Origin of the sequence: Arthrobacter sp. FX8, from assembly GCF_026723805.1 — a bacterium.
GTDB lineage: Bacteria > Actinomycetota > Actinomycetes > Actinomycetales > Micrococcaceae > Arthrobacter.
The window spans coordinates 2,162,287-2,181,795 of record NZ_CP113505.1; the positions used below are offsets into that span (position 1 = coordinate 2,162,287).

The window sequence follows — 19,509 nt, forward strand, 5'->3', positions numbered from 1 at the left end:
GCGGCCGGTGCCCCCTTTTCCCTGAGAGCGGATACTCCTTACAGCCGTGCCAGCTCATGGGCAAGCCTTGCAGCGAGGTCTCCTGCCGGCCCCACTTCCACATCCGGCAGGCCAAGCCACTGGCTCATCAGCCTCAGCTCGGCAGCGAGTTCGACGGCGGTGTCCGCGGGTGCGTCCGGCTCGGCAAACGCGGCTCTCACCAGCAGACGGCCACCCGTCCGGTCCGCCTTCAAGTCAACCCTGGCCACCATCCTGTCGCGCAGCAGGAACGGCAGGACGTAATAGCCGTAGCGCCGTTTGGGCTCCGGGGTGTAGATCTCGATCCGGTAATGGAAGCCGAACAGTTCCAGCAGGCGCCGGCGTTCAAAGACCATGGAATCAAACGGGCTCAACAGGGCCCGGCCGGTGGCACGCCGCGGCAGTACAGCCTCAACATGCCGGAACACGTCCCTCCCCCACCCCGGCACGTTGACCGGTTCCAGCCTGCCCTGCTCCACCAAGTGCGCAACGGCGAGCGCCGTTGCCTTGACGGGCGTCCGGAAGTAGTCGGCGAAGCAGCGGATGCTTCCGATCCCATGCGCCCGGGCCGCCGCTTCGGTCAGCCGGCGGAGCGCAGCTGTTGGGTCGACTTCCCCACCTGCTTCGGCAGGGTGTGGGAGGACTTTGGCTGTCAGCGTGTACCTGCGCTCGAATTGCCCGGTCCTCGAGGCTGCCGATACCAGCCCTTCTTCGAAGAGGTGTTCAAGGACCCGTTTCACCGCGTTCCAGTTCCACCCCCAGTCGGTTGTCTGTTTTTCCTCAACGTGGCCAATCCGGGCGGTCAGTTCGGAGGCCGTCATGGGCCGGGACCTGGCCAGGACCGCCAGGATCCGGTCTGCGACGTCGTTGCGGAGCCCGGGATCCAGCCGGGAGGCGCCCACCCAGGAGCGCTTTTGCCACAGCAGCAGATCCTGGTAATGCTCCGGCCGGATGTAGCTCGCTTCGTGTGCCCAGTACTCCAGCATCCGGCGGGGGTGGCTGGCAGACATGCGCTGCAGGATGTCCCGGTCATAGTTGCCAAGGCGGGAATAGAAGGGCAGGAAATGGCTGCGGACCAGGACGTTCACGGAGTCGATCTGGACGAGCTGGAGGCGGGCAAAGTACGGCCCACCGCCCGTGCTGTCACGGGGCCGGTGGGCCGTACTTTATGGAGTCCCTGCGCTGCCAATGCGATCCGCCGTGCCTGGTGAAGGCTCAGCGTTGCTGACAATTCAGTCCTCTCTGCTGGTGGTTTGGTCCACCCTAAGCGTTGGCGGCGGCGTCGTCGGAGCGGTAGGCAAGAATCTTTTCCTCCACCACGGTGTCTCCCGGCTCGCATTCATGGTCCAGCGTAATGACCCCATAGGTCCAGCCACGGCGGCGGTACACGACGGAGGGCGTGTTGGTCGCTTTGTCCACGAAGAGATAGAAGTCGTGGCCCACAAGCTCCATATTGTCTACGGCGTCGTCGAGGGAGAGGGATGCGGCGGGAAAGACCTTGCGCCGGATCAGCACCGGTGAGTTTCCGGCCGGGATGTCGTTGTCAACATCGTACGGCGATTTGTCTTCGGGGGCTGCCACCGCTTCATTCCGGTGGTTGGCCTCAAGATACAGCGGTTCATGGGCACTGGCGGGCTCGAGTGAGGCGGTGGCCTCACGGACAGCCTTGGGAGTGTGGCGGCCGTGGTGGACCTTCTTGCGGTCCTTGGCCCGCCGGAGCCGCTCAAGCAGTTTGTTGTAGGCGAGGTCAAAGGCAGCAAACTTGTCTGCGGCGCTTGCTTCGGCACGGATTACGGGTCCGCGGCCCAGGACTGTCACCTCGACGGTCAGCTGGTCGCCGGTCTGCCGGGCATTGGTCTCCTTGGAGACTTTCGCGTCGACCCGCTGGACTTTGTCGCCCAGCGATTCAATTTTCGCGATCTTTTCCCCGGCATACTCGCGGAACCGGTCTGAAACTGTCAGATTTCGTCCGCTGATCATAAACTCCATGGTGCCCTCCAAATGACTTCGGTGACACGACGGCGGCGCTTCCCTGGGCCGGGCTGTGTGACAGTCGAGCCCCTCTCCGAGCCGCCATCGAAAGGTACATTCTGTTCTTGGTACCCACCTCAGACGTTAGTTCATAGCCACCCGTTATTCATCCTTTCCCGGTTTATTTTTTCTAAGTCATGCGGGCTTTCACGCGGCGCGGCGGCCCGGCAGCCCGGCTGCTGGGTATCGGGCGGGCGTGTCGCGGCAAGCACGACGGCGCCCCTCACCACAGCGCCGGCCAGGTGCAGTGCGCGGGCTGCTTCGCCCACCGTGGCACCGGTTGTGAGGACGTCATCAACGATGATGCAGGGGCGCCCTGCCACCTTTGCCCGGGCCCCGGGCTTGACCCGCATGGACCCCCGGACGCGCTGGGAACGGGCTCCCCTCCCCAGGCCTTTTTGGCCGGCCACACCTCTTCCGCTGCCGGATCCGCGGGTGCCGGGGAGGACGGGGCCAGGCCTTGGAGTCTTGCCCAGCACATCCGCGACGTCGAGCCCTGGATGCTGCCGTGCCGCCGACTTCAGGAGCAGGTGGACCGGGCTGAAGCCCCGGCTGACGTAGGCCGGCGTGCTGGTGGGCACGGGGACCAGGAGGCATCGGCCGGGGCCAGGGACGGCGGCCCTGACTGCACATGCGAGCGCCCGGCCAAGGCTTCTGCCAAGCTGAGGCTGGCCGTGCCGTTTGAACGACAGCAGTCCCTGCGCCAGCTCGTCCCGGTACACCCCCGCTGCAACGACGGGAAGCACGACGGAGCCGGCGACATCCATAAGGGCCGGAGCTCCGCTTTCGGCCCGGAATGGCTGCCTGGTCAGCTGGCGGATGCGGCTGGCACAGGATGGGCACAGGGTGCTGTCTTCGGCCCCGCAGCAGACACAGTCCACAGGGACGGCCAGGGCGAGCAGATCCGCCACGGCGCCGGCCAGCCAGTCGGCAAGGCGAAGGAGGGCGGCCGCGTGTTCACCCCGGTGCAGCGCCGCCCAGGGCGGGGGCGGTTGAAGGTCCGGATCCACCCTCCGGGTCCCCCGGTGGCCGGAACCGGCCGCGCCGTTCCTGCGGATGAGCCGTTTCATGGTTCCACTGTCGCCTGAAGCCCAGTCACAGTTGGAGGGCCAGCCCGGGCTATGTGCATAAGGCAGGCCCCATCGGGACGGCGGAGGCAGAACCTGGCGATACCGCCAACAGGGTGTCAGCCGGGAAACGCGGGGTCGATAGGGCCCTTGATCTGCGGGGACCAGCCATTGCCGAGGCGCTGGAAGATCCCTTCCCCGGACTGGACATAAATGTCGTCGGCGCCATTCCCGGCACTGATGGCTACCAGGCCCGGCCACGGGGCAAGCTGCTGCGGCTGGCCGGAGGTGAGGGACAGGAGCTCCGGTGTGACGTTGGAACCCGAAGCCCCCTTCATGACGGCAACGGTAATGCCATTCACCCACACCCCTTGATCAGGGTCGGTGCCGGATACCAGGGTGACGGGCGCGGTCAGTTCGCGCGGCGTACCGTCGGCGGCGCGGATCATGCCTGTCACCTGCACCTTGGACTTCCCGTTCTGTTCGGATATGACCAGGGCGCGCACACCGTCGCGTGAGACGCGGAATTCCTTGACCGTGCGGCCGGCAAGCCAGGAGGGTGCCAGCGTCACGGACGGAACGGCGGCGCCCTCTGCCACTCCGGTGGGATGGAAAGCCACTACTTCCGTGGCTCCGGTGGCACCGGGTCCGGCCGTCCATACCCAGTCGGAGACACTGAAGGACGGGCGGGTGAGGGTGCTCCGGGTAGTCAAGGCGCGCGCAGGCTGGCCGGGATTGATGCTGTACAGCGTGGTGCGGCCTTCATTGAGGAAGGCAGCCGTCTGTGACACCGGGGATTCCGCCGGATAGCGGGGGTTGAGCGCAGACACCGGCTGCATGTCAGGCAACGGCGAGACGCGGTTGTTTTCATAGCGCACCAGTTCGTTGCCGCTGATGGCGATCTGGCGTGAGGGCACGGTCCTGTCCAGCACCGGAGGAAGAACGGACCCGTTGTCCTCCACCCGGACCAGGTCCTGGTTGGCACGGAGTTCAACATTGACCACGTCAGGCTGGCTGCGGAACGTCAGGGTCAGCTGCATCTGCATGCGGAGCCGGTCCTCCGCCGATGTTTCCGTCAGCTCCTTGGCTGTCAGGTCCACCTGTGCGGCCCCGGACACCACCGGCACGGATTCCCGGGCGAGCTTGATCCCGGAAGGGAAGGCACTGGCGACGGCGCCGCGCAGGTACGGGGCGGGCCCGGCCAGCAGGGCACTGGTCATTGCTTTGACCGTCTTGTTCTTCAGGAACCAGCGGACGTCCGGGATGGCATAGGTGAAGGTGGGGTCGTAAAAGTAGATGGGGTAGGCACCGTAGATCACCTTGAACGTTTCCTCGGCAATGGCGGTCCCGTCGGGAATCGCCGAAATCCGCCACTCTCCATCCACCTGGGTCACCGTCACCGGGATGCGCTCCACGGTTCCCGGCGGCGACTGGGTGGCTATGCCGTCGGCGTCCACCGTGTAGGACACATCGAGCTCGTAGTTGAAGACGTTTTCCGTGCCCGTGGGCACAACGCGCGCCTCCCGGTATACCAGCGCGCGTTTGTCCGGTTTCCAGGACACAGCCGAGGCCTGCGTCAGGTACTGGCGGGCCACCGCATAGTCGTCCTCGTAGCCACTGCCTGCCCGGTAGAAGTAGTCGATGATGGTCTCGGGTGATGCCCCGGGCTGCGGCGCTGCCGGGAGGAACACGGGAGCGCTGACGTTGCCGGCGCTGCTTTCGCTGCTTTTTCCCACCGGACCGGACGTGGGGATCCGTGCGCAGCCGGACAAGAGGACGATCAGCAGGGCAAGCAGTGCCGCCGGGTACTTCGCCAGGCGCACGGTGGCCCTCATGGTGTCTCCTCGGGCGCGCGCACCGGAGCAGGCCGGGCCGCTCCCGCCTGCAGCACCAGCATGTTTTTGTAGTCCTGTTCCGCGGGAACGCTCCCCGGCGCTCCGGGATTGGTGACGTCCTTTGGCTCCAGCTGGACGGGCGACTCGCTGATGCCACCGTCCTGGCGCAAGGGAAGGGTCAAACGGAAGTTGGCGCCGTCGCCTTTCCTGCCCCAGGCCTGCAGCCAGCCGTGGTGCAGCTTCGTATCCTCCATGGCGATGGACAATCCCAGCCCGCTGCCGCCCGTGGTGCGTGCGCGGGCAGGGTCGGCTCGCCAGAACCTGTCGAAAACCCTGGCGGCCTGTGCCTGGTCCATCCCGATCCCGTGGTCGCGGACAGCAACGCCCACGGCAGTTTCATTGACCGCGACCGTGACGGCCACCGGCTTGCCCTCACCGTGCTCCACCGCGTTCAGGATCAGGTTCCGCAGGATCCTGTCGATGCGCCGGGCGTCCATCTCCACCACCACGGCGCCCTCGGGAGCGGTCAGGACAATCTCCGAACCGTATTCAGCCGCCACCGGCGCGGCGCCTTCAATGACGTGGGAGATCACTTGGAGAAGGTCCTCGGGTTCAGCATCCAGCACGGCCACGCCGGCGTCGAAGCGGCTGATTTCGAGGAGGTCGGAGAGGAGGGACTGGAACCGCTCCACCTGGTTGTACAGGAGCTCTGCGGACCGCTTGTTGATGGGGTCGAAGTCATCGCGGGCGTCGTACAGGACCTCTGCCGCCATGCGCACGGTTGTGAGCGGCGTCCGGAGCTCGTGCGACACATCGGACACGAAGCGCTGCTGCATCTGGGAGAGCGTCGCCAGCTGGGTGATCTGCTCCTGCAGGCTGGCGGCCATGTGGTTAAAGGAAGCGCCAAGGCGGGCCACCTCGTCCTCCCCCTTGACCACCATGCGCTCCTGCAGCTGCCCGGCGGCGAGCTTCTCCGAGACCATCGCGGCATGGCTGACCGGGCTCACCACGTTGCGGGTGACGTACCAGGCGACAGCGCCAATCAGGAGGACCAGCACCGCACCGCCGGCCCACAGGACGCTTTGGATCTCGTTAAGCGTCTGCTGCGCTGTGTTCAGGTCGTAGATCAGGTAAAGCTCGTAGACAGTGCCGTTGAAGGTCACCTTGTTGCCGACCGCGATCCCCGGCCGGTCCTCGGTGCCCACGGGGATGACGGTGGAAGCCCAGTACTGGTCCTTCCCCGACTGCTGGACGGCCTTGCGCAGCTCAGGGGGAATGACGCTGACCGTGAGTTGGTCGGATGCCCGCGACTCAACCCACCGGTTGCGGGGCTTGGTCTGCTCCGGCATCGCCTCGAAGACGTACCGGCGCTGGATCACTGAGCCCCGGCCCTCCACCGCGTTCAGGGTGTCGTAGACCAGGGTGATGACGCTGGACTGGTCGGTGACCTGGGCGCCGTCGAACGTTTCCTGAACCTGCTTGACGTTGTAGCGGGTCTCGGACTCCGCCTGCGTCAGCCGCTCCTGGAACAGGTTGTTGGCAATCTGGTTGGACAGATAGGCACCGACCACGGCGAACGAGGTCACGGCGAGCATCAGTGTGGTGAGAACGGTGCGGAATTGAATGGACCGGCGCCAGCGCCGCTGCAAGGCCCGCCCAAGGTACCGCAGACCGGGAAGGAAGCGCCGGACTCCCGTCCGGACGAGCCGGGCGACGCGGAGCGCCACAATCAGGGCACGCCGCTGCCAGATCCTTGCCCGGAACGCCATGTGCCGCAGCCCGGGAGTGGCGGCGTCGCCGGCTTCCGGCGCATCCTGGACGGCGCCGTCCTGTTTCACGGCATCCGCGGAGTCCGGGGTTACGCGCTGATCCGGTTCCCCGTCCTGCGCGGCGGGGTCAGACCCCTGCTTTATAGCCGACACCACGCACCGTCAATACGACTTCCGGAGCTTCCGGGTCCTGCTCGATCTTGGACCGCAGGCGCTGGACATGGACGTTGACAAGCCGGGTGTCAGCGGCGTGGCGGTAGCCCCAGACCTGCTCCAGCAGCAGTTCCCGGGTGAAGACCTGCCAAGGCTTGCGGGCCAGCGCCACCAGGAGGTCGAACTCCAGCGGCGTCAGGGAGATCCGCTCATTGCCCCGGCTGACCGTGTGCCCGGCGACGTCGATGGTGATATCCGCGATGCGCAGCGTTTCGGGGGCTTTCTGGTCCCCCGGGCGAAGGCGGGCACGCACGCGTGCCACCAGCTCGGCAGGCTTGAACGGCTTAGGCACGTAGTCGTCAGCCCCGGATTCCAGCCCGCGGACGACGTCTGAGGTATCGGACTTGGCGGTCAGCATGACGATGGGCACGTCCGACTCGCCGCGGATCTGGCGGCAGACCTCGATGCCATCCATACCGGGAAGCATGAGATCGAGCAGGACCAGGTCCGGCCGCGATGACCGGAACACGTCCAGGGCCTGGGCGCCGTCGGCGCAAAAGACCGGCTCGAAGCCGTCATTACGGAGGACAATTCCAATCATCTCGGCCAGCGCTTCGTCATCATCTACCACCAGAATGCGTGCCTTCATAGCTATATATTCCCTTATCGGGATGGGTTTGTCCTGTTGAGCGGCTTCCGGCATGGCGGGGCACTAGGCCGTCCGGCGCCGGAACTATAGTCTTGGGGTCATGCCCCGCGTGGCCGGTGCGCCCTTTTGCCGGGTGCATTTCCGGCGCAGGAGCAGGCGGACTGGTATTGGGGGAGGAATCAGTGTCACCACAGGAGTCGGGGCCCGGGGAGCCGGCGCAGGAGCAGCCAGGCGTTGGACACGACGACGTCGGGCCGGCTTCCGCAGGCGGGCCCGGGCCGGTGCCGCCCGCCCGGGAACAGCAGTGGGACCAGCCCTGGACGCCGCCCGAGGGCCGGCAAGCAGGCCCCTGGCCGGGAACCGAGCCGCGGCAGCAACCGCAGTGGCAACAGCAGCCCGGACAGCACCCGCCCCGAAATGCCCCGTACCCTGGCGCCCCGTCCCCCGGAGCTTTCCCATCCGGCGGCCAGTCCTACGGGACCCCGGGATACAGCGGCCAGCCTTACGGCGGACCCCCAGATATCCGGTCGCCGTATTCCGGCGGTTCCTACGGCGCCTGGCCCTCAGCGCAGCCCAGGTATGCAGCCCCGCCCAAACCCGGGATCATTCCGTTGCGGCCGTTGTTGTTCGGGGAGGTCCTGGACGGTTCCTTCCAGGCCATCAGGCGCAACGCCAAGGCGATGCTCGGCGCCGGCCTCCTGGCGCAGTCCCTGTCAGCCATCCTCGCGGCGGTGCTAACGGGAGTTTTCGCGACGTCGTCAGGGTCCATCGAAGCCTGGGCCCGGACGGCGAGCAACACCGATATCGCTTCCCTGGGATTCGGGCTGATGGCCACCTTCGTCCTGCTGTCCATCCTGTCCGTCTTCATCACCGTTGTCCTCCAAGGTGCCATGGTGGTCCCGGTGGCCCGGTCCGTCCTTAACCAGCCCACCGGCTTCCGGCGCATGCTGTCGTTGGCGCGTCCAAGGTTTGGGTCACTGATCAGGTTGGCGGCGCTGCTGGTTGCAGCCGTGCTGGCCACGGCGATCGTTTTCGTCGCCGTCGTCGTGCTCCTGTTCTCCAACGTGCGTGGCGCGGGAGCCCTGCTGGTCATCCCCCTGATGCTGGCCTTCGGCGCCGGGTTCCTCTGGGTGGCGGTCAAGCTCATGGTGGCGCCCGCCGCCGTCGTTATCGAAGAACTCGGGGCGTTTGCCGGCCTTCGCCGGTCCTGGAAACTGACCAGGGGCAACTGGTGGCGGATCTTTGGCATCACCCTGGTGGTGGGGATCCTGGTGGCCGTCATCACCCAGGTGGTCCTGATCCCGGCCAGCATCCTGCCAACGGTCCTCTCCGGGGTGGTCTCGCCGCACGGCGGCAGCGGGCAGGAAGCAACGCTCGCCGTGGCCGTCGGCATCTTCACCGCGGTGGTCGGTGCCCTGGTGGGCGCGGTCGGTTACGCCTTCCAGACGTCAGTCATGGCGTTGCTCTACATGGACCTGCGGATGCGCCGGGACGGCCTGGACATTGCGCTGCTGCACCAATTGGAGAACGGCGCTGATCCTGACGGCATCCCGGGCCGGGGCGCGCACCCCGGCAACAACCGCCCGTATCCCGGATATGGAGCCTCGCCTGGAGCCTGGCCTTATGGCGGCTGAGCCACCCGTGCGTCCGGGTGCCGGGGAGGCACGGCGCTGGGCGGAGGAGGAATTGGCCAAACGGGAGTACCGTGATGCCGCCCCCTCATGGCTCGGCACCCTGTGGCGGAACTTCCTGGACTGGCTGCAGTCCCTGGACGGCTCCCAGGGAGACGCTGCCCCGGTGCCAAGCCCCGTCATCGCCCTCGTTATTGCCGCCATCATCGCGGCTGCCATCATCCTGGCCCGCCCCCGCCTGCACGCCCGGTCCCGGCAGGCCAGGGACGTCTTCGAACGGGAACCCACCCTTGGTGCCACCGACTACCGGGCCCGTGCGGAAGCGGCGGCCGCCGCCGGAAAGTGGGGGACGCCGTCGTCGACCGCTTCCGCGCGGTGGTCCGGAGTGCGGAGGACCGGGCCATCCTGGACCCGCAGCCCGGCCGCACTGCCGACGAAGCGGCCCGGGCCTTGTCCGTTCCGTTCAACAGCCAGTCCGGGCGCCTTGCCCGGGCAGCGGCCACTTTCGACGGGGTCCGCTACGGAAACAGGGCGGCCGACAGCGGGGACTACCGGCAGATGGTGGAGCTTGATACCGCCTTGGACGCCATGAAGCCCGCCACCGCCGGCACTGCGGCGGTGACGCCGTGACCGGCCTTCCCGCCATCGGCGAGAAACCCCGGGACGCGGGCAGGGAACCGGACGGTGGCAAGCAACCGGCCACCGGATCCGTGGCTGACAACCGGAGGATTCGGGGTTGGCTGCGGCGGCACCGCGGCCTGACCGCGGCGGCAATGGTGGTGGCTGCGGGGCTGGCACTTGTCGTGGGCACGCAACTCGCTCCGAAGGGTGACGCCGTTCCCCTCTCGGTCCACAATGCCGCGCCGGAAGGGGCCAGGGCGCTGGCGCAGATCCTGGGCCGGCACGGGGTTTCCGTTCACACACCCGGCCGGTTCGATGCAGCGCTGGCGGACCTGCGCTCCGGCTCCTCCCCCACCCTCCTGCTCTACGACAGGAACGGCATCCTGGGTGCGCAGCAGCTGGCCGACCTGAGAGCGGAGGCAGACCGGGTGGTGGTGCTCTCCCCACGGCTGGAGACGCTCACCGCCCTTGACAGCGGCATCCACCAGGCCGGCGTTGTTCCCGATGCCTTCCCGATCCTTGATGCCGGGTGTTCCCACCCTGACGCGGAAGCTGCGGGACAGGTCACGGGACAGGGAGGATTTGTGTACGACGGCGGCACGTCCTGTTTCCGGACAGCAGGAACCGCCGGAATGCTTGCCATCAGCGGCGATGGCCGCCTGGCCGTGCTGGGCAGCACGGCCGTCCTGGGCAACGGGAGGCTGGACGAACTGGGAAACGCCGCGCTTGCCACCAGGTTGCTCGGCGCGTCGCCTGACCTGGTCTGGTACCTGCCCTCGATTGAGGACGCAGCATCCAACGGATCCGGGAAAACCCTCGATGACATTGCTCCGGCCTGGGCCCGCTTCCTGGGCCCCTGGCTGCTCCTGGTGGCGGTGACGGCCGTCGTGTGGCGGGGCCGGCGGCACGGGCCGCTCGTATTCGAGCCGTTGCCGGTGGTGGTCAAGGCTGTTGAGACGGCCGAGGGACGTGCCCGGCTCTACCAGGACGCGCGCGCCATCGACCAGGCACGGGACAACCTCCGGGCCGGCCTGCTGGTCCGGTTGTCCGGGAAGCTGCGGATGGGACCAGGCGCCACCGCCGAGGACACGATTTCGGCAGCAGCCCGGCTCCTGAACCGGGACGCCACTGAAGTCCGCACGCTGATCAACGAACGCCCCGCAACCGAGGCCCGGCTGGTTGCCTGGTCGCAGGCCTTGGACAAACTCGAGAAAGAGGTCAAGATCCGATGAGCGAACAGAGCAGTGGCCAGCGGGTCCTTAATACGGTTGACGACGACGGCGCTCGGCAGGCGCTGCTTGCGGTCCGCCGGGAGGTGGCCAAGGCGGTGGTGGGGCAGGATGCCACCGTCACCGGCCTCCTGATTGCACTGCTTTCCCAGGGGCATGTGCTGCTGGAGGGCGTCCCCGGAGTTGCAAAGACCCTGCTGGTCCGGGCGTTGTCCTCCGCGCTGAGCCTGGACACCAAGCGGGTGCAGTTCACCCCCGACCTCATGCCGGGTGACGTCACCGGTTCCCTGGTCTACGACTCGCACACCTCCGAGTTCAGCTTCCGGGAAGGACCGGTCTTCACCAACCTCCTGCTGGCGGACGAGATCAACCGGACTCCTCCAAAGACCCAGGCTTCACTCCTCGAAGCCATGGAGGAGCGGCAGGTGTCTGTGGACGGCGTCTCCCGGCGGCTGCCCTCGCCATTCCTGGTGGCGGCCACCCAGAACCCCGTGGAGTACGAGGGGACCTATTCCCTGCCTGAGGCACAGCTGGACCGGTTCCTGCTGAAGCTCACCATGCCGCTGCCTGAACGCAGGGATGAGATTGAAGTCATCCGCCGCCATGCCGCGGGGTTCGATCCGCGGGATCTGGCGGCCGCCGGCGTCCGGGCGGTGGCCGGCGCGGAGGACCTGGAACGGGCGCGGGAGGCAGTGGGCCGGGTGGCGGTGGAACCGGAAATTATCAGCTACATCGTTGACCTGGTGCGTGCCACGCGGTCAGCGCCTTCGTTCCAGCTTGGTGTCTCACCCCGGGGAGCCACCGCCCTGCTCAACACGTCGAGGTCGTGGGCGTGGCTCTCCGGCCGTCCTTTCGTTACCCCTGACGACGTCAAGGCACTGGCTTTGCCCTGCCTGCGGCACAGGGTGGCGCTGCAACCCGAGGCACAGATGGACGGGGTGCGGGTGGACGACGTCCTGGGCAGCATCCTGGCCGCCGTCCCCGTTCCGCGCTGATGGCCATCTCCGGGCGGTTCGTCGCAGTGGTGCTGCTGGGACTCGTGCCGGTACTGCTGTTCCCGGGTTGGCTGACAATCCTAGCCACCATCGCCGCGCTTGCAGCGCTGCTGGGCGCGGACCTGCTGGCCGCGGCACCCCTCCGGCAGGTCAATCTGGTGCGTGCCGAACCGGAGAACGTAACCCTGAACAATGTGGTGGAGGCGGCGCTCACCATCCGTAACGGCGGCAGCAGGCGGCTTCGGGGATCGTTCCGGGACGGGTGGCAACCTTCCGCCGGTGCCCGGAACCCCGTCCAGGACATTGATGTCCCGGCCGGGGAAGGCAGGCGGTTCGCGGTTCGGCTCCGGCCGGTCCGGCGGGGTGACCTCTCAGCGCCGCACGTGACGCTTCGGTCCTTTGGTCCGCTGCACCTGGCAGCCCGCCAGCGGACCATTGACTGTCCGGGCTCGGTGCGGGTGCTGCCGCCCTTCCATTCCCGACGCCACCTGCCGTCAAAGCTGCGGAAGCTGCGTGAACTTGATGGGAAGGCGGCAGTCCAGGTCCGGGGCGCGGGCACCGAGTTCGATTCCCTGCGGGACTATGTCCGCGGTGACGACGTACGCTCCATCGACTGGCGCGCCACTGCCCGGCGCTCCTCCGTGGTGGTCCGGACCTGGCGCCCGGAACGGGACCGGCGCGTGGTGATGGTCCTGGATACGTCACGTACCGCCGCAGCAAGGATCGTGGACGAATCGCGCCTGGACACTGGGATAGAGGCTGCGCTCCTTCTGGGTGTCCTGGCCGAACGGGGTGGCGACCGGGTGGACTTGGTAGCCTTCGACCGCAGGGTCCGGGCGCGGGCGGGCTCTGCCGGGCAGGGCAATATCCTGGGCCGGCTGGTCCAGGCCATGGCTCCGCTTGAGGCCGAGCTGATTGAGATGGATTGGCCTGCGGTCCCGGCCCAGGTCCGTGCTGTTTCGGCGCACCGGTCGCTGGTGGTGCTGTTGACGTCGCTGGACAGCGGGGCGCCGGAGGAGGGCCTGCTTCCCGTGGCGGAGCGGCTGGCGAGCCAGCATGTTGTGGTGGTGGCGGCTGTCCGCGACCCGCAGCTGGGCGCCATGCTCCGGGAACGGAACGATGCCACGGCGGTGTTCCGCGCGGCCGCGGCCGAGCGCGCCCTCCTGCAGCGGGCGGCGGTGTCAGCCGAGCTGCGCCGCTACGGGGTGGAAGTGGTGGACGCCGAGCCCCACGAGTTGCCGCCCCGGCTGGCGGACATGTACATCCGGCTCAAGGCTGCCGGTAGATTGTGAATCCGGAGGCTATCGTCTCCCCCGGCAACAGGAGGTCCACTTCATGAACGTCCCGATCTACCAGCAGGCCCTGGGCCGGGAATTCTCCCGGCTGCAGCCCGAGCTCCAGGAGTACTTCTCGCTGGTCCCGGGATCCGGCCAGTACGGCGTAGGGGAAGGAACGTTCGACGTCGTGGGGTGCCGCCAGCGGTGGCTGCGCCCTTTGCTGAGGGTCACCGGGGGCGAAGAGGCCTTCTTCCCCGAGTACGGGGAGAACGTTCCGTTCCGGATCGAGAACCACGCCCACCAGGATCCGTTCGGCCGTTCCAGCCTTACCGCCCGGCGCGAGATCCGGTTCCCGGCGCGCACCCGGCTTTTCCAGGACACCACCAGCGTCACCAACCGGGGTGGCACCACCCAGCTGGTGGACTACGTGGGCAGATACCGGCGCCTGGTGACCGACCTGAACCTGAGCGTCACCGCTGCCGGAAGTCTGCGCGGTGTCTCAGAGGCGTCGCGGCTCTTCCTGGGCCCGCTCCGGGTCCCGCTTCCGGCAGGCCTGGACGCCAAGGCGTACGCCGAACAGTGGTGGGATCCCGCGGAAGGAAGCAACGGGCGGCACCGCATCCAGGTGAAGGTCATCCAGCCGCAGATCGGCCTGGTGCTGGTGTACGCGGGCGCCTTCGATTACCGGCTGCGGCCCTACACTGGCGGCAGTTCCGCCCAAAGCTTCCTGCCCCGCTACGCCCAGCCGGACCGCTGGGAGAACAGGGTGTAGCCCTATCCCAGCGCCTGCTGGTTCAGGCCGTCGGCCACCTGGATCAGCCGGCCCAGGACGGCGGTGGCCTGCGCAGGTGTGTGGCCTGCCAGTCCTGCTGAAGGCGTCACCCGGATGGCGCCAAGCAGCGACGGCGGAAGACCCAGCTGGCGCCACGGACGCCATACTGACTCCACGCAGTCGGCGACCCTGGGCAGCGGGGCGCCGGCGGGGACGTCCAGCGCACCGGCCCAGAACTGTTTCCCTGACTCCAGTGCTGCGGCAAGCTGTTCCCACTGGCGGTTGGTCAGTGCCTTGAGCGGCAGGGCGACGCCGTCCGCACCGGCCGCCAGGACCAGCTCGATCGGCGCTTCGATTTCAGGACATGTGACAACAACCTCAGCGGCACCGGCCGAGCGGAGGGCGTCCAGGACCAGGCGCCAGGATTCGCGCGCTTCCGATGCCGGCACTGCGCGGAGGGTGCGGTAACCGCTCGCCGTGGGTATGGTTCCGGCCAGCACGGCGGCGATGGCGGGCTCGTCCACCTGCACCACCAGGCGTGCACCCGGTACGGCCGCCGCAACCCGGCGAAGGTAACCGCCGACGCCCGCGGCAAGGGACGCGGCCACGTCCCGGCGGGCTCCGTAGTCCAGGAGGGCGCGCTCCCCGTTATGCAAGTGCAGGCCGGCGGCAAGGCTGAGCGGCCCCACCAGCTGCACCTTGAGTTCACCCGCCGACACGTCCTCGCCCCCGGCCACGTCGGCGAGGACATTCAGGTCGGTGGACAGCGCCGACACGGCACGCTGCATGTCCTTGCCGGGGCGGTCAACAAGCCGCCATCCGTAGGGCTGGACGTCCACCGCCAGCTCTTCCAGGAACGAGGCCGTACGGCCCAGGGCGTCTGAGCCGACACCGCGGTCGGGCAGTTCGGCGAGGAATGGCAGGTGCGGGCTGCCGAGCTCGCCGCGGATGATCCGGGCGGCTTCCAGCGGGTCCTCGCCCGGCCACGGTCCCAGTCCGGTGGCCGTCACTTCCCTGGCTGTGACCTCCTGGAAGGGAGCCGCGGCCGGACGCGGGGCTGGGCCCCTTTGGTGCTGTTCCCGGCTCACGCCAGTGCGGAAGTCTGCGGCTGCTGGCCCGACGAGGCCTGGTGGTCCTCGGCGATGGCCTCGTGATGGCGGATCACCTCGCCGATGATGAAGTTGAGGAACTTCTCTGCGAATGCCGGGTCAAGGTGGGCGTCCTCGGCGAGGCGTCGCAGCCTCGCGATCTGGGCTGCTTCACGTCCTGGGTCGCCGGCCGGAAGGCGGTGTGTTGCCTTCAGGAAGCCCACTTTTTGTGTGGCCTTGAATCGCTCGGCCAGGAGGTACACCAGGGTGGCATCAATGTTGTCGATGCTGGAGCGGATGGACAGCAGTTCAGCCATCACCGAATCGTCCACGTGGCCAGCCAGTGAGCTGGCGGAGGGATCAAAATCGTCGGAGCCAGGAGTGCTGGGGTTGTGCTGCGTCATGGCTCCAGTCTATGGGAGCCGACGGAATCGACGCGGGTGTGAAGCGCCGGTGCGGCCGTCCGCCGGCACCGGCGCCCCACACTGCGGGCCTGGAGGGTCAGATGCCCAGGAGTGCCCGGTGCTCCTCCCGGCGTTTGGCCTGTTCGGCCGGGTCCGGCACGGGCAGGGAGGCGATCAGCCGGCGCGTGTAGTCATGCTGGGGGTTCCCCATGACCTGGCTTCCGATCCCCTGCTCCACCAGCTTGCCCTTGTACAGCACGCCCACCCACGAGGACAGGATGTCCACTACAGCCAGGTCATGGCTGATGAACAGGCAGCCGAAGCCGAACTCCTCCTGGATGTCCCTGAACAGCTCCAGGACCTTTGCCTGCACCGAAACGTCCAGGGCCGACGTCGGCTCATCCGCTATCAGCAGCCGCGGGTTCAGGCTCAGCGCCCGCGCCAGTGATGCCCGCTGCCGCTGGCCGCCGGACAGTTCGTGCGGGTAACGGGCCGCGTACGACGCCGGCAGCTGGACTGATTCGAGCAGCTCACCGACGCGTTTCCGCGCCTGGGCCGGGCTTGGATTTGTGTGGATGACCATAGGTTCGGCGATGCATTCCCCGATGGTCAGCTGCGGGTTAAAGGAGGCGGCGGGGTCCTGGAACACGAAGCCGATGTCCTTGCGGAGCGGCTTGAAAGTGCGTTCGCGAAGGTTGAGCATCTCATAGCCCAGCACCTTCAGGCTGCCGCCGGTGGTCCGGTTGAGCCCGGCGATCGCCCGCCCGATGGTGGTCTTGCCGGACCCCGATTCGCCCACCAGGCCGAAAACCTCACCCCTGGACAGGGTGAAGCTGACGCCGTCCACGGCCTTGAAGGCGGGGGTGCCGAGCCGCCCCGGATACTCGATGACCAGGTTGTCAGCAGCCACAAGGACTTCCTCATCCTGGTGGCGCCGTTCGGTAAGGCCTGCGGACGCGGAATTCCGGCCCAGGTGCGGGACTGCAGCCAGGAGCTTGCGGGTGTAGTCCTGGCGGGGTTCAGCGAACAACGTCTTCGCCGGGGCTTCCTCCACAACGTCGCCCTGGTACATCACCACCACGCGGTCCGCCAGGTCAGCCACCACGCCCATGTTGTGCGTGATCAGCACTATGGACGTGCCGTACTTGTCGCGAAGGTCTCGCAGCAGCTCCAGGATCTCGGCCTGGACGGTGACGTCGAGGGCGGTGGTGGGCTCGTCGGCGACAATCAGTCCGGGGTTCAGCGCCAGCGCGGCGGCGATCACCACACGCTGCTTCTGCCCTCCGGAGAACTGGTGCGGGTAATAGTTGACGCGGTGTTCCGGGTCAGGGATGCCCACCTTGCGGAGCGCCTCGATTGCCCGTGCTTTGGCCTCCTTTGCCGAGACGCGGCCTCCGCCATCCACGGCGGCGTGGGCGCGAATCCCCTCGGCGATCTGCCAGCCCACTGTGAATACGGGGTTCAGGGCCGTGGACGGCTCCTGGAACACCATGGCCACATCCCGGCCGCGGATCTGCCGCAGCCGGTGCGGACTGAGGCTGATGATGTTGGTGCCGTTGATCAGGACCGCGCCGGAACTCGTGGCGGTTTCCGGGAGCAGGCCCAGGATGGTTTTGGCCGTGACGGTCTTGCCGGAGCCGGACTCCCCCACGATGGCAAGGACCTCACCCTTCCTGACGTTGAGGCTCACGTCCTTGACTGCGTGGACGTCGCCTGCGTCCGTGGCGAACGTGACCTGCAGGTGGTCGATGTCGAGCACGTGCTGGCCGGCGTCGGGCTGGTGTACCGGCGACGATTCGATGTTGCCTGTCATGAATTCCTCACTTCTGCAGCGATGGCCTCATTGGCCACCGGGGCCGGCGCCGTGCCGCCGGCACGCTTGCGTCCGCGCAGGCGCGGGTCGTTCAGGTCATTAATGCTCTCCCCGACCAAGGTGAGTCCGACGACCGTCAGGACTATGGCCAAGCCAGGGAACACACCGGTCCACCAGATGCCCGAGGAGGCATCGGAAAGTGCCTTGTTCAGGTCAAATCCCCATTCCGCAGCGGAGCTCGGCTCAATGCCAAAGCCCAGGAAGCCCAGCCCTGCCAAGGTCAGGATGGCTTCCGATGCGTTGAGGGTGAAGATCAATGGCAGGGTCCTGGTGGCGTTGGCGAAAATGTGCCGGCCGATGATCCTGGCGCTGGAGGCACCTACCACCTGGGCGGATTCCACGAACGGTTCGGCTTTCAGCCGTATGGTTTCGGCACGTATCACCCGGAAGTACTGCGGGACAAACACTGCGGTGATCGCCAGCCCGCAGGCGAGGATTCCACCCCAGAATCCGGACTGCCCCTTATTGATCGCGATGGACATAACGATCGCTACGAGGAGGGTCGGAAAGGCATAGATGGCATCAGCAACCACCACAAGAACCCGGTCCAGCCAGCCACCAATGTAGCCACTGACGAGCCCCAGAAATACCCCGAGGAAGATTGACATCACGACAGCGGCCACAAGCACCGCTGCGGCTGTCTGTGATCCCCAGATCACGCGTGACAGGACGTCGTAGCCTCCAACAGTCGTCCCCCATGGGTGCTTGCCACCGGGTTCCGCCTGGGCCGGAAACGAGCCTGCTTCATCGGAAATCTGGGAGAAACCATAGGGCGCCAGCAGCGGCGCGAAAACAGCAGCCACCACAAAAACAACACAAAGCACGACGCCGATCAGCAGCATCGTGCGCTGCAGGCCAACGCTTTGGCGGATGTGGGACGCCACCGGCAGGCGGTCGAGCAGCGGCTTTTTGGGATGGGGCAGGGCTTCGTTATTCATCAGTACCTCACCCGCGGATCAATCAGGGCGGCAGCAATGTCCACCACGAAATTGGTGACCGCAACGATGACGGCCAGAAGCATGACTATCCCCTGGACCGCAACAAAGTCACGCGCCGTCAGGTACTGCGCCAGCTGATACCCAAGGCCCTTCCACTCAAAAGTGGTTTCCGTCAGCACCGCGCCGCCGAGCATCAAGGCGATCTGCAGGCCCATAACGGTGATGATGGGGATCAGGGCCGGCTTGTAGGCATGCTTTGTCACAAGCCGGAATTCGCTGACTCCACGGGAGCGGCCGGCCTCAACATAATCCTTGCCCAGGGTGCCAATGACGTTGGTGCGGACCAGGCGCAGGAAAACACCGGCTGTAAGCAGGCCGAGGGCGACGGCAGGCAGAACCGCGTGGTGGACGATGTCGCCAAAAGCTGCCAGGTCACCGCTGCGCAGGGCGTCCAGCCAGTAGATCCGGCTGGGCGCTGCCAGCCTGCCCATCGCCAGTTCCGTTGTGGTGGATGCACGGCCCGCGACGGGGAACCAGCCCAAGCCTACGGAAAAGACCAGCTTCAGCAGCAGACCTGCGAAGAAGACAGGAGTGGCGTAGCAAAGAATGGCAAACAACCGCAGGAGGGCGTCCGGAACCTTATCGCGTTTGTGGGCGGCAAACATCCCCAGCGGAATCCCCACCAGCAGCGCCACGATCAAGGCATTGATGCTCAGTTCCAGCGTGGCGGCCCCGAAAGTGGTCAGCATCTCGATGACGGGCCGCCCGTCTGAGATGGTCCTTCCGAAGTTGCCTGTGGCGATGTTGCCAAGGTACTCGACGTACTGAATGAACAGGCTCCGGTCATAACCAGCCTGGTGGATCAACGCATCAATCTGCTCCTGCGGCAGGCGTCCGCCTTGGGATGCGGTGATGGGATCGCCTGTGATCCGCATCAGGAAGAAGACCAGGGTGACGAGGATGAAGATCGTCGGAAAGATAAGCAGGAAGCGGATCAGGATGTATCTCCCGAGGCCACCTCCCGCGGATTTGGATTTGGGCGGCGCTACCGTTGGCGGCGGCGCATCGATCATTGTGGCCATGCTGTCCCTGCTTGGTAAGAAAACGAAAGATGTGGGGCCAACAGTTAGGAGGCGGAGCCGCGCAGGCCCCACCTCCT

The 19,509-nt window shown here is 66.8% G+C and carries 16 protein-coding genes and 1 pseudogene; 6 read left to right on the forward strand and 11 right to left on the reverse strand.

Annotated features, from left to right (window positions below):
* Positions 1-38: 38 nt before the first annotated feature.
* The 6 genes and pseudogenes from OUO20_RS09895 to mtrA all read right to left on the reverse strand — a co-directional run bounded on the left by OUO20_RS09895 (position 39) and on the right by mtrA (position 7,522).
* A pseudogene (locus OUO20_RS09895) lies at positions 39-1,249 on the reverse strand (winged helix-turn-helix domain-containing protein).
* 32 nt (positions 1,250-1,281) lie between these two features.
* The gene (gene hpf, locus OUO20_RS09900) at positions 1,282-2,007 is read right to left on the reverse strand and encodes a ribosome hibernation-promoting factor, HPF/YfiA family (RefSeq protein ID WP_026265659.1); all 726 of its coding nucleotides are present in this window, start codon (positions 2,005-2,007) and stop codon (positions 1,282-1,284) included.
* 131 nt (positions 2,008-2,138) lie between these two features.
* Complete coding sequence (locus OUO20_RS09905) at positions 2,139-3,119, reverse strand: ComF family protein (protein ID WP_268003313.1); 981 nt, start codon at positions 3,117-3,119, stop codon at positions 2,139-2,141.
* 116 nt (positions 3,120-3,235) lie between these two features.
* Positions 3,236-4,951, reverse strand: coding sequence for an LpqB family beta-propeller domain-containing protein (locus tag OUO20_RS09910; protein ID WP_056388097.1), 1,716 nt, complete (start codon positions 4,949-4,951; stop codon positions 3,236-3,238).
* A complete protein-coding gene (mtrB, locus tag OUO20_RS09915) occupies positions 4,948-6,720 on the reverse strand; it encodes an MtrAB system histidine kinase MtrB (protein ID WP_235509711.1) in 1,773 nt (590 codons plus the stop codon). The genes OUO20_RS09910 and mtrB overlap by 4 nt, the downstream gene beginning before the upstream one ends.
* A gap of 127 nt (positions 6,721-6,847) precedes the next feature.
* Positions 6,848-7,522 carry an MtrAB system response regulator MtrA gene (gene mtrA, locus OUO20_RS09920; protein ID WP_018768515.1) on the reverse strand — a complete coding sequence of 225 codons (675 nt, stop codon included), beginning with the start codon at positions 7,520-7,522 and terminating at the stop codon, positions 6,848-6,850.
* A gap of 182 nt (positions 7,523-7,704) precedes the next feature.
* On the opposite strand from mtrA, the gene OUO20_RS09925 reads away from it, so the two are divergent.
* The 6 genes from OUO20_RS09925 (at position 7,705) to OUO20_RS09950 (ending at position 14,047) form a co-directional block, all read left to right on the forward strand.
* Positions 7,705-9,156, forward strand: a complete 1,452-nt coding sequence (locus OUO20_RS09925) for a DUF7847 domain-containing protein (protein ID WP_224084002.1) — start codon at positions 7,705-7,707, stop codon at positions 9,154-9,156.
* Between the two features lie 339 nt (positions 9,157-9,495).
* Positions 9,496-9,783, forward strand: coding sequence for a DUF4129 domain-containing protein (locus OUO20_RS09930; protein ID WP_268003314.1), 288 nt, complete (start codon positions 9,496-9,498; stop codon positions 9,781-9,783).
* Positions 9,780-11,006 carry a DUF4350 domain-containing protein gene (locus OUO20_RS09935; RefSeq protein ID WP_268003315.1) on the forward strand — a complete coding sequence of 409 codons (1,227 nt, stop codon included), beginning with the start codon at positions 9,780-9,782 and terminating at the stop codon, positions 11,004-11,006. The genes OUO20_RS09930 and OUO20_RS09935 overlap by 4 nt, the downstream gene beginning before the upstream one ends.
* Positions 11,003-11,998, forward strand: a complete 996-nt coding sequence (locus OUO20_RS09940; protein WP_268003316.1) for an AAA family ATPase — start codon at positions 11,003-11,005, stop codon at positions 11,996-11,998. The genes OUO20_RS09935 and OUO20_RS09940 overlap by 4 nt, the downstream gene beginning before the upstream one ends.
* A complete protein-coding gene (locus OUO20_RS09945; RefSeq protein WP_268003317.1) occupies positions 11,998-13,290 on the forward strand; it encodes a DUF58 domain-containing protein in 1,293 nt (430 codons plus the stop codon). The genes OUO20_RS09940 and OUO20_RS09945 overlap by 1 nt, the downstream gene beginning before the upstream one ends.
* 43 nt (positions 13,291-13,333) lie before the next feature.
* Complete coding sequence (locus OUO20_RS09950) at positions 13,334-14,047, forward strand: DUF4166 domain-containing protein (protein WP_268003318.1); 714 nt, start codon at positions 13,334-13,336, stop codon at positions 14,045-14,047.
* Between the two features lie 2 nt (positions 14,048-14,049).
* On the opposite strand, the gene OUO20_RS09955 is transcribed toward OUO20_RS09950, so the two are convergent.
* The 5 genes from OUO20_RS09955 to OUO20_RS09975 all read right to left on the reverse strand — a co-directional run bounded on the left by OUO20_RS09955 (position 14,050) and on the right by OUO20_RS09975 (position 19,432).
* Positions 14,050-15,057, reverse strand: a complete 1,008-nt coding sequence (locus tag OUO20_RS09955) for a hypothetical protein (RefSeq protein ID WP_268003319.1) — start codon at positions 15,055-15,057, stop codon at positions 14,050-14,052.
* A 74-nt stretch (positions 15,058-15,131) separates the two neighbouring features.
* Complete coding sequence (locus OUO20_RS09960; protein WP_056388109.1) at positions 15,132-15,539, reverse strand: chorismate mutase; 408 nt, start codon at positions 15,537-15,539, stop codon at positions 15,132-15,134.
* 97 nt (positions 15,540-15,636) lie between these two features.
* Positions 15,637-17,352, reverse strand: a complete 1,716-nt coding sequence (locus OUO20_RS09965) for an ABC transporter ATP-binding protein (protein ID WP_268003320.1) — start codon at positions 17,350-17,352, stop codon at positions 15,637-15,639.
* Entirely contained in the window at positions 17,349-18,350 is a 1,002-nt protein-coding gene (locus OUO20_RS09970; RefSeq protein ID WP_018768525.1) for an ABC transporter permease, read from the reverse strand. Before OUO20_RS09970 ends, OUO20_RS09965 begins: the two co-directional genes overlap by 4 nt.
* Positions 18,350-19,432 carry an ABC transporter permease gene (locus OUO20_RS09975; protein ID WP_018768526.1) on the reverse strand — a complete coding sequence of 361 codons (1,083 nt, stop codon included), beginning with the start codon at positions 19,430-19,432 and terminating at the stop codon, positions 18,350-18,352. The genes OUO20_RS09970 and OUO20_RS09975 overlap by 1 nt, the downstream gene beginning before the upstream one ends.
* Between the last annotated feature and the right edge of the window lie 77 nt (positions 19,433-19,509).

Excerpts from the sequence above, each read along its gene's own strand:
- hpf (WP_026265659.1), bottom strand. The coding sequence starts at position 2,007 with ATGGAGTTTATGATCAGCGGACGAAATCTGACAGTTTCAGACCGGTTC.
- OUO20_RS09905 (WP_268003313.1), bottom strand. The coding sequence starts at position 3,119 with ATGAAACGGCTCATCCGCAGGAACGGCGCGGCCGGTTCCGGCCACCGG.
- OUO20_RS09910 (WP_056388097.1), bottom strand. The coding sequence starts at position 4,951 with ATGAGGGCCACCGTGCGCCTGGCGAAGTACCCGGCGGCACTGCTTGCC.
- mtrB (WP_235509711.1), bottom strand. The coding sequence starts at position 6,720 with ATGGCGTTCCGGGCAAGGATCTGGCAGCGGCGTGCCCTGATTGTGGCG.
- mtrA (WP_018768515.1), bottom strand. The coding sequence starts at position 7,522 with ATGAAGGCACGCATTCTGGTGGTAGATGATGACGAAGCGCTGGCCGAG.
- OUO20_RS09940 (WP_268003316.1), top strand. The coding sequence starts at position 11,003 with ATGAGCGAACAGAGCAGTGGCCAGCGGGTCCTTAATACGGTTGACGAC.
- OUO20_RS09945 (WP_268003317.1), top strand. The coding sequence starts at position 11,998 with ATGGCCATCTCCGGGCGGTTCGTCGCAGTGGTGCTGCTGGGACTCGTG.
- OUO20_RS09950 (WP_268003318.1), top strand. The coding sequence starts at position 13,334 with ATGAACGTCCCGATCTACCAGCAGGCCCTGGGCCGGGAATTCTCCCGG.
- OUO20_RS09960 (WP_056388109.1), bottom strand. The coding sequence starts at position 15,539 with ATGACGCAGCACAACCCCAGCACTCCTGGCTCCGACGATTTTGATCCC.
- OUO20_RS09965 (WP_268003320.1), bottom strand. The coding sequence starts at position 17,352 with ATGACAGGCAACATCGAATCGTCGCCGGTACACCAGCCCGACGCCGGC.
- OUO20_RS09970 (WP_018768525.1), bottom strand. The coding sequence starts at position 18,350 with ATGAATAACGAAGCCCTGCCCCATCCCAAAAAGCCGCTGCTCGACCGC.
- OUO20_RS09975 (WP_018768526.1), bottom strand. The coding sequence starts at position 19,432 with ATGGCCACAATGATCGATGCGCCGCCGCCAACGGTAGCGCCGCCCAAA.